Genomic DNA, 12,818 nt, shown 5'->3' on the forward strand with positions numbered 1-12,818 from the left:
AGAAGCCTGGCATTGAGGCGATGGGGTTTTAGATGAGTGAACAGCGTGTGTCGACGGGTGCGCCTGTCGAATTGATCTCGCCGGGTGGCCCTGAGTTGCCGAAGTCCTTAGGCGAGCTCATGGATTATGCGTATTCAGCAGGGCATGGGCATGTTGCGTTTGAGCTGCGGTTGAACCTGGTGCGCACCATCTTCGATTTCTTTGGTGGAAAAAACCGACGTGTCTGGGAGCACAAATCGCCAGCAGAAAACGCAGTAAACCAGATCCTGGATGAGTTGTACGGTACCGACCGCCCTGGCTTGTGTTATGAAATGTCGCCTCAGGGACGGCGTTTCGAGGTCTCTGGCAAGAGCCGAAAGTATCTGGTCAATTGCAACTGCACACCTGCGATCCCATCAGGTGCTGCCGTTACTATCAGGATTGTCAGCGCGACAGAATTGGGTGAAGAAAAGCTGGCAATTTAGTGGATATGTTTTTGCTGGAAGGCCATCCATTCGATGGCCGCTCATCAAAGATAGTGAGATAATTGACGAGCTGATTCTCTACAGTTTGAGGTTCGTCGATGTCCAAGTTCGTGCAGCACTCTTTTCCCGTCGAAGTGTCCCCGGAATCCTTCAAAAGACCCTTCATTTTCGCCGCTGATGCCCATCCGTTTGTGAACGGTCATCGCTCGCTCAGCGTTGTAAACCAGCACGGTCTGGTCAAGATCTATGGTCTGGTCGATACCCACCAAGAAATGCGTGTCGCACGGTTCCTGATCATCGGTACGAATCACGAAGTACCCGAAGAAATCATCGACCGTGTACACCTCGTTGGCCCAGTTTTGCTGGCCGATGGTCGCTTTGGACACCACGTCTACTACATCGACGATTACCAGGAAAACCACAGCTCGGCACGTCCAAGCACCTTAAAGGCGTCCTCCGTCACCTTTGGCCTGCAGTCTTCTGCTGCAAATGCTGCCGATGAGAAGTTGCTGTCGTCGATCTACGAGCTCTGCAACAAGCACCGTGGCCGTATCGTGCTTGTACCTGAGCCGGGTCATTTGATGGCCTTCACTCTGCGAGTCCTCGATCCAATGTTCAACGAGGAACCGGAGTTTGCGGATCTCATGGACAAGCTCTACGACGAGCCTGCCGTTGAGTGGGTTCGTGTAAACAAGGCAGTGTGAGGATTGACCATGGAAAGCATTTTTACCCAGACCCTAGTCAAAACCGACGTCGATTGCAACAACAACAAGTGGTGGAAGGTCGTGGTCGGCCAGGACTTCACCGCGCACGTCACCAATGGCCGTGTGGGCGGAAACGGTCAGGTGCAGAAGCCGAAGTCGTTTCCAAACGAAGCCGCTGCGATGCGCTTCGTTGAGTCCAAAATCCGTGAGAAGACGCGTGATGGCTACACCCCATTCAAAGCGCTTACCGGGGGCGGTACCGCAACCCGGCAAGAGGCGAGCCGTATGGATCTGGAGGTCGCGGCTTCTGAACAGATCCGCACCCGGCATAAAGACGTCGTCAGTGACCTGATCAAGCGCCTGGTGATGGCGAACGTTCACTCGATCCTGAAGAGCACCGACCTCAAATACGACGAGGTCTCTGGTGTGTTTGAGACGGCTTTGGGTGTCGTTACCCAGGACTCCATCGACGAAGCGCGTAAGCTGCTGGGCAGGATCTCCAAGCACATTCTGGGCGATGACTTCGACAGCGATGTGATCAAGAAGCTGGTGGCCTCCTACCTGATGCTGATTCCGCAGAAGGTTGGCCGGAAGCTGGTGATCAGGGATCTGATGCCTAACCAGGAAGCGCTTGATAAGCAGAGCGGCATCCTGGATGACCTGGAGTCGTCGATTGCCCAGGTCGCGGAACTGCGCAAAAAGCAGGCCGACGAGAAGTCCGACACGGTGGTGAAGATTCCGAACATCTTCAACTGCGAAATCAACGTGGTTGAAGACCAGGACGTTATTGCGTCTATCGACAAGTTCTTCAACAGCACGCGCCAGCGGATGCACAGCTCGTATGACTTGCGGATCAAGCGTGTCTTTGAGGTCAAAATCGACCACATGGACGCGGCTTATGAGGCGGAAGGGAAGGCCTTCGGTAACGAGCAGCGCCTATGGCACGGCACGAGACCTTCGAACGTGCTGTCGATCCTGAAGAGCGGCCTGATCATCACGCCCGTAGGCTCGTTTCAGAATTCTGGTCGTGCGTATGGCAATGGTCTCTACCTTTCAGATCAATCCACCAAGTCGCTTCAGTACTCGAACGGCTATCACGCTCGTACCAACGAGCGTCAGGTGTTCATGTTCCTCTGTGACGCTGCCATGGGTAAGCCGCATCTGGCTCAGTACAGCGACTCTCGTCTGCATGAGTACGGGTATGACTCGGTTTTCGCCAAGGGTGGGGTCAGCGGGGTTCTCAACAATGAGATGATTTTGTTCAAGACGTCCCAGGTAAATCCGAGATTTTTGGTCGAGTTTTGCGACTAAAAATGGCTTCCTAGAGGGGTGTTTGCGAATCTAAGCTATTGATTTGGCAGATACTCACTAGTGATACAAGCAATTTGGTGCAATGCTGCGGTTGCGTGATCATGACTCCATAATAAGAACGGAGATTGACCATGTACCGCAGCATTTTTGCCGCCATCCTCGCTGTTACCTCCGCTGGCGCTTACGCCGCAGACGGCGCCGAGCAGCTCGAAAAAGCCCACTCCCGCATCAGTGCTCAAGCCAGCACCACGACTGACCATCAGAGTGTTACCGGCACGACGGCGCATCCTGATCAGCAAAGCTCACCACAAACCTAAAAGCATGCGGAATTGCAGGCCTTGTCGGCACAGTCAGCAGTTTTAAAAAAAGCCCCTGGGCCTTACAATGAAATGGCCACCATATTTTCAGGGTCGAAACTGATGAGCTCAAGCTGTGCCGATAAGCCTTGCCCAACTTGCCCATGGCGGAAATCATCGGCCAAAGGTGGCGGCGAAATCCCGAACTTCAGCATTGAGTTGATGCGCCAGCTGGCAAACACGGTTGCACCTCAGGGATCGGACGTTACCTGGCCGAGAAAGGTCTTTGCATGCCATAGCAGCAAAGAAGGCCGCGAGTACGCGTGCGCGGGTTACGTTGCCCAAGAGGGGGCCACGAACGTGAACCTGATGATGTTGGGCATCGACGTGGATCAGATCAAGAGCAACTGTGCCGAGATCGATCTCTACGAGAATTTTCATGAGATGCTGGCGGACTATGAGTCAGCACTTGGCAACCAGGCGCCAGAGAAGCCAAATCTTGCCGAACGCTTTCGCCTGGTGCTGGACGAGTGCCTTCCTGGGGCCAACCGTTGGGTTAAGCTTGAGGAAACGACGGGCATACCCGGTGCTAACTGGGAAGCGGCCTACACCCAAGGTCTGGAGCCAACAGCCGAGATGGTTGACGCAATCATGCGGCATTGGTCGGGACACGGCGTCTGGCTGAAGTCTGGCGGCACCCACATGGATTACATCCGCCAGCTCCGTGGCTAATCATTTTGCATTTCGGCTTGTTTAGCTGCGCAGCTAATCAAGCCGAATTACATAAGGAAGCCGTATTTACGGGTGTTTTACCACCTGATCGTCGTCAGCCCCACAGCCTCCTCATGTTCGGTCAGCTCCAGGTTCTCGAAGTGAATCGGCTTGGCGGTCTTGCGGATGGCATTCATCGCCCGCTTCGACAGCGCGAACACAATCCCGAGCTGGAGGGTGCGCCAAGGATCGCTAAGCTGGGTGTGGATCGGATCGACGCGACCGATTCTGCTGTTCCCGGTGTAGCACTCAGCAAGATCCCAGTGCTGCAGGACATCCGGAAGCTCCTCGACTGCACAGCCGGCCATGAAAGCGAGATCCTGGGAGTTCAACGGCCTGATGGCGACCTCATAGGAAGCGATGGCAGCCGTGATGTTGCAGACCGGTCTGTATCCATCCCAGGTGAACAAGGTGTTGTACCGGTTCCCAGGCGAATCCTGCTTGATGTCGTAGACCTTCATCAGCCTATGGAACATGATCGCCGGCTTGTAGTTTTCCTGTCGCTCAAGTGCGAAGGTCGGATTTTCGCTTTTGGCGAATCGGATGACTGGGCCATGCTCACCCACGTTGTGGATGTTACCGGTGGTGCGCAGCCAAATTTCATCCTGGTGGGCATAGGCGAGGATGTTGTCCCTGTTTTCTCGGCAGCGGCGAAGGAACCAGGCCTTGACCTCTTCCTTGCGGGCTTCGAACTCTTGCGTGGCCAACATCTGCATCGAGCGGGCGTAGTTGGCGCGAGCGAGAAACTTACGGTCTTTCTCAAGCTCGTCCTGGGTACCGAACTCGGTGATCGACAGCCTCAACGCATTCCTAGGGTGGGCGTAAACCGCACGCGTAAGCTCCATGGAGTTCTCGTCATCATCGGCCACGACAACGTTGTTCTCATGATTGATGAACATCGTGATCTCGGATTCACTGGAGTCCGTCAAATTCAGCACATCCTGGGTAACCCGGTGGCCGTAGCGATCTTCCAGCCAGCTGTAGCGGTTGGTGACCTGTAGCCCGATTTCTTCCTCAGTAGCCACGCCCGGCGTGATGGCGTGAACGTCAATGTTCTGAAACTCAGGTAGCTGGGTCGCGACTACCGGGAGATTGGCTTTGCCGGCGTAGGCCAGCAGCGCTTGTGAGTCCTTGACCATTTCACCTGTGTAGGAGAGCTGAGGCGCCTGTTGCTTCTGACCCCAGTACCGGTCGACGATCAGGGAGAACAGCATTGCCGTCCAGAGGAAGGATTCGGCGGAGATGTCTTTAAGCTCTGCGAGCGGCAGCAGCTCGACCTGATGCGTGGACAGGCCGCGCTCTTCAGATTTCGGGTGAATGACCTTCCCACTGAAGTGATCCAGGTCAAGCCCAGAAAGCTCGTAGGGGAACCAGTGTTTATTGATCCGCTCGTCCAACACGCGACCCTCGTTCCTGCGCTTCTCAAGCGGGCTGGAGAGCTTTGGCTTATCAGAGAGGATGTACAGGTTGCCGCCGTTGCGCACGGCAATGACGAAAAAGCTTTGCAACGCGTCCTTGGCGGCGATGTAATTCAACGAGATCCCCGAGGGCATGCGCGTGGCAGCAGCGAGCAAGGAGTTGATGTTCCAGAACTTGTAGATGGTCTTAACGAACACCGGTTTCACGTCTTCCGGCTCAAACGCGCCCGTCAGGAACTGGTCAACACGCAGGGTGTGGGCAGAGTTAAAGGCGGAGTGGCGCAGATCCGTGATCAAGCCGGTATCGTGCATCGCCTCCAGGACTTTCTCGTTATCGCTGGCGCCATAGTGCGAAACAGCCTTCAGCACCGCAGCCTGAAACTGATTTTTAGCGTCCTGCAGCAGAGGGTGGCCAAGAATGGCTTCCATGCGTTCGGCGCGATCCATCGCCACCTGGTACGCCTCAACATTCTTGCGCACGTCGTCGATGCTGAAGCGCTGCTCGGCTGTATAGGCTTTGTAGAATTCGATGATGAGCAGGGCGGAGGTGATCCCTGATGGATCGTGAGTCAAACCCGCCACCGCACGCTTGAGGTCACTCATCGTTCCAAACTTGAACAGGTCAATGCTGGTGTCGTCATGATTGACGCCAGTGATCTCCTGCCACAGTCGGATTCCCTGCCGGGCCAGGTCGAAGGCGGTGGTCATTGCTTCAAGTCCTTGATAATCGAGATAGCAAAATAGTAGCAAAACAGCCAAAAATGTCAATTGATGGCATATATTATTGGGAGCAAATGGCCCTTGATTTGCTGTTGGTTACGCAGGATTTGGAGTGATCCGGACATGAGCGGACATCAGCGGACATCAGCGGACATGAACGAACCGCATGTTCATGGCTAATTCCGGGGTTGCGGAAGGGTGACCAGGACGCCATCGGACATCATCGGACATTTTGTAAGGGAGGGAGTGGGGCGTTTAAGAGCTAGGCGCCCGATGGGCGAAGAAGCGACTGCCCTGTTATTCGTCCTTGAAGCTGTCCTGGAGTTTCTTAAAGTCCCGCAGGTAGCTTTCGGTACGCAGAATTTGATCACGATCTGATTCAGAGCGATTGGCAAGGCACTCGTCCCGGCTCTCACCTTCGGCTGGAGGCCAATTCATAGCGTCGAGCAGGCCCTCTCTGTCGCGCATGGCGCATTCCAACGCGTAGATGAGGGCTCTGGCCTTACCGTTCTCGTAACGACTCACCGTGCGGCCCTGAGGTGCTTGCGTTGATTGCTGCGTAGGAGCTCATCACCGTAGCCGCCATGATTCGAGTCGAAGAGGATGTTTCCCAGGTGCTTGGCGCAGCGCTGCAGCTGTTCATCACTGGTATCGGGAATGAAGTTTGGAGCATCCGCCAGCATCACTTTGAGCTTCTTGTATCTGCCGCTACGAGCCATCCGGAACAGCTCGGCCACGATTGTGATGTCTTCGTTGGGGATGTTTTCGTAGAGATTCACTGGGGATAATCCTTTAAGAGTATCGAATTATTATACTGGTTACTGGCCTTTTGCAAGCCGCCCGGCGCTATACCGGATGGCTTGGTTGCCTGCTTCGAGAGGCTCGCACCTGCGCTGCAAGCGGCTAAGCTTCTATCCGGAAATCATCGTGAAGAAGCTTCCAATGGGCCCGGAGAATTTCCTGCTGGTCTTCTGTCATCGGACTGTTTGCAAGAGCCTGTGGCCACAACGCACGCGCCTTGTTCATCACTTCCCGCAGGTTGTAGAGAACCGCGCTCCATGGGATGTCGCCGTATTCAGCCCACTTCTTGAAGTGTTCAAAGGACACCTCTTGCCAGTCCTTTGTCTTGGCCATGTTTAAGGCGTAATGCGATTCGCCGGCGATGTAGGCCTTGGTGGTAACGATGTCATAGGCCGGGGAGAGCTCTGCATGGCGCCCGTCACGGTAAATCATGCTCCAGTTCTTAAGGTGGGCGTCACCGTTAGCGAGCAGGATGTTGACCAAGAGCCGGATAGCCATCTGCACGGCATCGCGCTGCCCGTGCATCGAGTTCTGGTAGATCAGCTTGCCGATCTGGTCATAACTGGCGACACGGTACTTATCGTGGGCGTGGGCAAAGAAGATCTGCGCGAAGTCCTCGGCGTGCACTCGCTGATTCTCCGGGAGGCGGTCAAACCGGCGTATACCGTAGGCAAACTTCTCGTTCGGCAGGTTGATGTTCGGCAGGGCCTCGATGTCGTCCATGTTGATCAGCTTGATTTCCGGCATGTCGACGCCGGCCAGCGCAGCCAGGGACATGGCAGTGAACTCGTTCAACGGCACGAAAGGGTGCACGGTCGATGGTGTCTTGATGATCCAGTCGCCCGAAGCATCCTGGTTGTCCATGATGTACCGACCGTCCTTGTTGCGCATGGAGAACTTCATCTGCACGCCAGCCAGTGAGAAGTGTGGCCGGACGTCCGGGACATCGATCACGACTGGCTCTATCTTGCCGTGATGCAGTAATGCAAAGCCTGGGATTTCTGCTGCATCCATTGGCTCAGCGATCAGCGCACCGGGCAGATCCCGGCCCAGCCAGCTCAGCAGTGGGAACTCGTTGTCCCGGTGAACCTTCATGGCCTGGGAGAGCATGTCGCGCAAGGCGCCCTCTGGCAGCAGATTGCTCAGCACCGGGTGGAGCTTCTGATTGGTCGTGTACGGGTGCTTGTCGGCCAACTGCCGGGCAAAGGCTTCGGCATTGGTGTGCGACAGCGTCAACGGGTGCCTGGCTGCGTTCTCGATGTACTCAGGGGCCAGGGAAAATACGTTCTTGCCGTTCGAGTAACCGGCCAGATAGCCCACGAGTTGCCCTTGGAGCGTGATACGCAGGGCTGCAACCGTTTCGCCTGCCATTACAGAGTCTCTCCCCAAGGGTTGTCACTCTCATTACTGCCGAAGAGCTCAGGTTGAACAGAACGCGGATTCGCCTCAGTGATCTGAGACTCACCACCAAGCGCCCGCTGGACGGCTTCCAGCTTGTCTTTTGGTACCAGCACCAATACAGCATCCAGACCTTCAGCAATCTGGTCGAGCGTGTTCAGGCGGGGATTCCCACCGGCTTCGATCTTTCCGTACTGCTGACGCGTAAGGCCGGCCCGAAGGGGCATCTCCTGGATTTGTAGCCCCAGGGCCTCACGACGTTCACGGATTTGATGAAGCAAAGTGGTTTTCATGATCAGAACTCTTGGTTGAGCTTTCATTATGTAACCTATGTGGCTCATGTCAAGTCGTGAGAGCCATATAGATTACATTGTTGACTTGTGAGCCATATATGGCTCATAGTTCGATTCGTGAGCCATATAGATTACATTTTCGTATAGCTCCCCAAACGAATTTGAGAAAATGACGGTCGATATGACCATCACGCTGACCAGGCTGTCCTCTATGGGCGGCGGCACCTTACGGAGATACTTACATGCTGAACCCTGACACGGCCCCTTTCTGGGTCTCCGCTTCCGGTGGTCGCACGTCCATGATGATGGCTCGACTGATCCAGCTCGCGTTTCCGGACGCCAACATCCCCTTCGTGTTTTCGAACACCGGGGAAGAGCACCCGGCCACGCTGCAATTCGTGAAGGATTGCCAGGATCATTGGGGCATGCCAATCGTATGGGTTGAGGCAGTCGTGCATCACGGTGAGCGTCGTGTCTGTACTCACAAGGTCGTCGACTTTGAGACTGCCAAGCGCAGCGGTAGGGACGGCCCGTTCGAAGAGGTGGTCAAAAAGTACGGCCTCCCGAGCAAAATGTACCCGCATTGCACCCGAGAACTTAAGATCAACCCGATGTACAGCTATATCCGCAGTATCGGTTTCGAGGGTAAGTCCTGTGTAGGCATCCGTGGAGACGAACCGAAGCGCCTGGGCAAGGATCCCAACATCGTCTACCCGATGGCCGACTGGTGGCCGATGACCAAACAGGACGTCCTGGACTGGTGGGCAACCCAACCCTTCGACCTGGAGCTGGCCGGCGAGGAGGAGGGGAACTGCTTGTGGTGCTGGCAGAAGAGCGACAAGAAGCACGCGATCAACCTGGAGAGAAATCCCCAGTGGTACGACTTCCCGGCGCACCTGGAAGCCAATTACGCGGACATCAAAGCTCCAATTGAACCACGCCGAATTTTCCGTGGTGGGCGCTCAACCGTGCAGTTGATCGAGTCAATAAACATCAATTAATCGGGGTGAAATGAAATTGGCCAGCAGGGCGCTGACCAATAAGGGGAGAGGTGCGGTCGTTGTAACTACTTGCGACCGTCGACGATGTTCGCAATGGTGGCGGACAGCGGTTTTGGCATCAACTGAACGACGTTGGCGCTCCGGACGGGCTCTGCGATGCCGTTACGCTTTTTCCAGTCCTGCCAGTCAGCCTGGGTGAAGCCCTTGGCACGCAGACCCCCAGAGCAGTTGGCCGCGCCCATGCACGCACAGATGCCGCCGCTACACCACCGTGCACGCCAGCCTTCAGGCATATCAGCCATGAACTCGTCGATGGTTTTCCCTTCATGCATAGCTGGCGCAGGGACTGGTACTGGTGGAGGGGTGCTGGCGCGGATCTCCACTGGATCCTCCAACGAAACCCCTCCCTTGTCAGGGAAGCGCGTCCCAACTGCCAACCGGCCCTCTTCGTAGGCCTCAAGCTCAGCCCTGGAGAGGCCATCTTGCCAGGCGAAGAACTCCTCAGCAGACAGTATGGAAGTGGCCGGCACCTTTGGCTCAGGAGGGATGAACGAAAGTGACTTTACCGGTATCGCCATATCCGGCTCAGGGTTCTGTTTCACCCAGTAATCCCAGTGTTGCTTGTTGAAGCCGGCTTTTACCAGGCCACCTGCGCAGTTCGCCGCACCGAGGCAATCGCAGTTTTGGCTGGAGCACCAGGAGTAACGCCAACTGGCCGGCATCTCGGCCATCAGTTGATTGAATTTTTCGCGCATGACAGATCTCACGTTTGTGATTTTGAGGACAAGCAAAGGCAAGATGCTCTCAAACAAAGGCGATATATTGCAAGCTCAATAGGGCAGCAGGCTGCTGCACAATTTCGGGCCCATGATACTGACGTCAGGAGGGGGCGGGAATCCCACAGCGCTGGTAAGCGCGGGCCCAGATCGCTGACTGGATCTCCCACTGTGCTGGGTTGCTTGCCCGGAGTGATTCATCCCTGAACGTCAGCGTGCGGCATTGACTGAAGTCGTCAGGAGAGACACTGAAAAACTCATCTTTCCCCATGTGGTAAAGCACGATGAGGCCGGCATCCGTCGTACCTTTGACCATCACCGTGCCGCAGAACGGTGTCAGGTTCCACAGAATGGCTTGGCCGGGTTGAGCAATCACCGGTTTTTACTCCTTCTCAGGTATTGAAGGCGCGAGAAGGGGTCTTCAGGGTTCTTGACGGCGTCGACAACGATCATGATCGGAAGGATGGTTGAGAAGAAAAGGCCGACGATTAGAGACGTCGGCCAGCAGTACCGGCCAAATTTCTCATCATTCTGGAAAAAGCTGGCGACAGTGAAGTAGAGGAACACACAGACCCAGACACAGCCGAGAATCTTTAAAGCTAGCATGCAGCTCACCATATCAATGCGCCCCCGATGCTGACCTTGGTGGCGCGTGAAGATGAACTGATGATCTCACAAGGCGGGGAGGTTGTTAATCTGGCTGTCGCTGATAAATGGATAGGAAGGGGTGGTTCAGTCTGATCCGGGTCGCTCGCCTGAGTTGCCACTCTCGAAGAAACGAGAGTGGCTAACCTTGCTACATAAATTTGGCTGTCTTTGGCATAGTCGATGTCTCACAACCGCACCCGTGAATGCTGAAGAACTTTTCATCGGATTGAGTGCGATACTCTTCCTGCCGGCGCTGAGCCGCACGAATACTCGCGATATCCAAACGAGTATAAATGTGAGTTTCTGGATCGAAGTCGGGTTTTGTTTCGCGTTGGAGCGCAGTGACCTTGTCGACTTTCTGTTGCAGCTTATCAATGTGAACTTGCTCGATCTGGACGAAGCGCTCGCGGTTCAAGGTAATGAAGTGTGCCTTGGTGCTCGCCATTTCTTTGCGAACTTCGTCCATATCCATGCCATCAAGCTTTTTAGCGAATTCGGCGCTTTCGTAGCGCGAATGCAGCATACGGATATTGACCAGGTAAGTGATCGAATCGTGCTCACTCAGGCCTTTGCCCATCGCCTTTAGCGTTTGATCTGCGGTTGTGACACTGGTGCCGTCAACCTTGGTGATCTTAGCTTCCCCGCACGCGGCAAGCATTACAACAGATAGAGCGATTACCAGTTTTTTCACGAAATGCATTCCTTTGGATTGGACTTGCTTTATAGCATGGCCATGATGTCAGTTCAATGCCATTGTAGGCGGCGATGGCTCTGTTCCGGTGGTCTTCCGGCACATAATTTTGTAGACGGATGTCCTTGTTTGCCGCAGAAGGTGGATGCTAGGCTGCCGTTAATTGCATGAATTGACGAGCAGCTAAGAATGAATTTCAACTGAGAGAATCACGCGTGCTGGCGAGCCTCCTCTGCAGCCATCTCTTCCTGCTCTTGCTTCTCCTCCTCCGCGATCTGGGCTTCAGCCATCGCAAGCACATCCTCTGGCCAACCTTCAAAGATCGGTTCCAGACGGTCGTTGGTGATATTAATCCAGACGCGTTTGGGATCCTTGAAATCGAGGTACGAGCAAGGGTAGCTACGGAACTCCAGGTGATAGACGTAGTAAGCAGGCTCAAGATTTTTGTCGTCTACCGGGCCAATTACGAATTGGTTGTGGGAATAACGCCTTTCGACGATTTCGTCCCCTAGATCAAGGCTTTCGAGTTCATCGAAGTGAGGCCACAGAAGGCCAAAGACAAGGGAGCCAAGGTTTTCTTCCCGTCCAAACCGGATGCGCTTTTCAGGATCTCTGTCCTTGAGGAAGTGCAGCGCCACGTGGTGTCCCCAGAGAATGTTTCTGCAAAGAGAGGATAGGCACTCCCCGAGGCGGGTTATGCCGCCATCGGATTGCACCATGATGTCGATAGCTTGTTCGGGAGTTTTGCCGGCGCAGCGAATGAGTGCTGGAGTCATTTTCTTTTCCAGGTGCAGGTTGAAGAGGGTGCGTAGGCTGCCTTAATAGCCATGAATTGACAAGTGACCAAAAAGAATCGGTATGCCGCTCTAGCCCGCATGTCTTATGTCAAAAAAAATATGAAAAAGCCATCATGACAATATTGACTCATTGTAGGCGTTTGGATATCATGGGCACCAAGACTTGAGCAGCCAGTAGAGCTATTCAGGACGAACTAATTGCTCTAAGGAAAACGCATGAAAAAGGTATTCGCTCTTCTGACTCTGGCTGTGGCACTTCAGGGTTGCACTACTTCCCTGATCGAAGGCCAAAAGCGTGAACTTGAAACTTACAGCCAGAAAGGTCTGGAAGTTCAAGAGCGTCGTCCTGGAGTTGCTGCCGCACTGGGCGTATTGCCTATGGCAGGTTACTTCTACACGGGGCACTACGTACTTGCCTTTACTACACTTCCACTGTATCCATTCCTTGGCCCACTGTGGATGCCGTTCGACAACTACGATGCAGCTCAAGCGCGTAACTACTACGCAACTAAGACAAGTGTAGAACGAGCCCGTGCTCAAGCCCTCCGCGCCAACGACCGCGAAGCTGACGATAAGCACATCGACGAAATCACGCATCGTCGCAATCAGCGCGACATCGAGGACAAGTACTCCGCTTACTAAGCGAAGTAGCTAGTTCTAAACAAACCCCGCTATTTGCGGGGTTTTGTCATTCCAGTGCGGACGTAATTTTACTGATGTTTTGTGCAA

At 54.6% G+C, this 12,818-nt stretch carries 17 protein-coding genes; 7 read left to right on the forward strand and 10 right to left on the reverse strand.

What is annotated here, in order from left to right; translation table 11 throughout:
* Nucleotides 1-32 precede the first annotated feature (32 nt).
* The 5 genes from DKB71_RS37815 (at nt 33) to DKB71_RS37835 (ending at nt 3,507) form a co-directional block, all read left to right on the forward strand.
* Nucleotides 33-464 carry a hypothetical protein gene (locus DKB71_RS37815; RefSeq protein ID WP_408601758.1) on the forward strand — a complete coding sequence of 144 codons (432 nt, stop codon included), beginning with the start codon at nt 33-35 and terminating at the stop codon, nt 462-464.
* Nucleotides 465-562: 98 nt separating this feature from the next.
* Entirely contained in the window at nt 563-1,168 is a 606-nt protein-coding gene (locus tag DKB71_RS37820) for a hypothetical protein (RefSeq protein ID WP_408601759.1), read from the forward strand.
* Between the two features lie 9 nt (nt 1,169-1,177).
* A complete protein-coding gene (locus tag DKB71_RS37825) occupies nt 1,178-2,479 on the forward strand; it encodes a WGR domain-containing protein (RefSeq protein WP_408601760.1) in 1,302 nt (433 codons plus the stop codon).
* A gap of 131 nt (nt 2,480-2,610) precedes the next feature.
* On the forward strand, nt 2,611-2,796 hold the full coding sequence (locus DKB71_RS37830; RefSeq protein WP_408601761.1) for a hypothetical protein: 186 nt from the start codon (nt 2,611-2,613) through the stop codon (nt 2,794-2,796).
* A gap of 102 nt (nt 2,797-2,898) precedes the next feature.
* Nucleotides 2,899-3,507, forward strand: a complete 609-nt coding sequence (locus tag DKB71_RS37835; RefSeq protein ID WP_408601762.1) for a DUF6283 family protein — start codon at nt 2,899-2,901, stop codon at nt 3,505-3,507.
* Between the two features lie 77 nt (nt 3,508-3,584).
* Here DKB71_RS37835 and DKB71_RS37840 read toward each other — a convergent pair whose 3' ends face one another.
* The 5 genes from DKB71_RS37840 to DKB71_RS37860 all read right to left on the reverse strand — a co-directional run bounded on the left by DKB71_RS37840 (nt 3,585) and on the right by DKB71_RS37860 (nt 8,176).
* Nucleotides 3,585-5,672: a hypothetical protein gene (locus DKB71_RS37840; RefSeq protein WP_408601763.1), complete on the reverse strand. Its 2,088-nt coding sequence runs from the start codon at nt 5,670-5,672 to the stop codon at nt 3,585-3,587.
* A gap of 309 nt (nt 5,673-5,981) precedes the next feature.
* Nucleotides 5,982-6,209 (reverse strand): hypothetical protein, encoded by a 228-nt coding sequence (locus DKB71_RS37845; RefSeq protein ID WP_408601764.1) that lies wholly within the window; start codon nt 6,207-6,209, stop codon nt 5,982-5,984.
* Entirely contained in the window at nt 6,206-6,463 is a 258-nt protein-coding gene (locus tag DKB71_RS37850) for a hypothetical protein (protein WP_408601765.1), read from the reverse strand. The genes DKB71_RS37845 and DKB71_RS37850 overlap by 4 nt, the downstream gene beginning before the upstream one ends.
* A gap of 124 nt (nt 6,464-6,587) precedes the next feature.
* Nucleotides 6,588-7,856: a type II toxin-antitoxin system HipA family toxin gene (locus tag DKB71_RS37855; protein ID WP_408601766.1), complete on the reverse strand. Its 1,269-nt coding sequence runs from the start codon at nt 7,854-7,856 to the stop codon at nt 6,588-6,590.
* Entirely contained in the window at nt 7,856-8,176 is a 321-nt protein-coding gene (locus DKB71_RS37860; protein WP_408601767.1) for a helix-turn-helix transcriptional regulator, read from the reverse strand. The genes DKB71_RS37855 and DKB71_RS37860 overlap by 1 nt, the downstream gene beginning before the upstream one ends.
* 242 nt (nt 8,177-8,418) lie before the next feature.
* On the opposite strand from DKB71_RS37860, the gene DKB71_RS37865 reads away from it, so the two are divergent.
* Complete coding sequence (locus tag DKB71_RS37865; protein WP_408601769.1) at nt 8,419-9,177, forward strand: phosphoadenosine phosphosulfate reductase family protein; 759 nt, start codon at nt 8,419-8,421, stop codon at nt 9,175-9,177.
* 65 nt (nt 9,178-9,242) lie between these two features.
* Here the strand turns inward: DKB71_RS37865 and DKB71_RS37870 are convergent, their stop codons facing one another.
* The 5 genes from DKB71_RS37870 to DKB71_RS37890 form a co-directional block, all read right to left on the reverse strand.
* Nucleotides 9,243-9,932, reverse strand: coding sequence for a hypothetical protein (locus tag DKB71_RS37870; RefSeq protein ID WP_408601771.1), 690 nt, complete (start codon nt 9,930-9,932; stop codon nt 9,243-9,245).
* 124 nt (nt 9,933-10,056) lie between these two features.
* On the reverse strand, nt 10,057-10,329 hold the full coding sequence (locus DKB71_RS37875) for a hypothetical protein (RefSeq protein ID WP_408601772.1): 273 nt from the start codon (nt 10,327-10,329) through the stop codon (nt 10,057-10,059).
* Nucleotides 10,326-10,559, reverse strand: a complete 234-nt coding sequence (locus DKB71_RS37880) for a hypothetical protein (protein ID WP_408601773.1) — start codon at nt 10,557-10,559, stop codon at nt 10,326-10,328. The genes DKB71_RS37875 and DKB71_RS37880 overlap by 4 nt, the downstream gene beginning before the upstream one ends.
* 190 nt (nt 10,560-10,749) lie before the next feature.
* Nucleotides 10,750-11,292: a hypothetical protein gene (locus tag DKB71_RS37885; RefSeq protein WP_408601774.1), complete on the reverse strand. Its 543-nt coding sequence runs from the start codon at nt 11,290-11,292 to the stop codon at nt 10,750-10,752.
* Between the two features lie 209 nt (nt 11,293-11,501).
* A complete protein-coding gene (locus DKB71_RS37890; protein ID WP_408601775.1) occupies nt 11,502-12,068 on the reverse strand; it encodes a hypothetical protein in 567 nt (188 codons plus the stop codon).
* A 237-nt stretch (nt 12,069-12,305) separates the two neighbouring features.
* Here DKB71_RS37890 and DKB71_RS37895 point away from each other — a divergent pair, with 237 nt between their 5' ends.
* The gene (locus DKB71_RS37895; RefSeq protein WP_408601776.1) at nt 12,306-12,731 is read left to right on the forward strand and encodes a hypothetical protein; all 426 of its coding nucleotides are present in this window, start codon (nt 12,306-12,308) and stop codon (nt 12,729-12,731) included.
* The last annotated feature ends 87 nt before the right edge of the window (nt 12,732-12,818 follow it).

The organism is Pseudomonas sp. PLMAX (assembly GCF_046042685.1).
Classification (GTDB): domain Bacteria; phylum Pseudomonadota; class Gammaproteobacteria; order Pseudomonadales; family Pseudomonadaceae; genus Aquipseudomonas; species Aquipseudomonas putida_AE.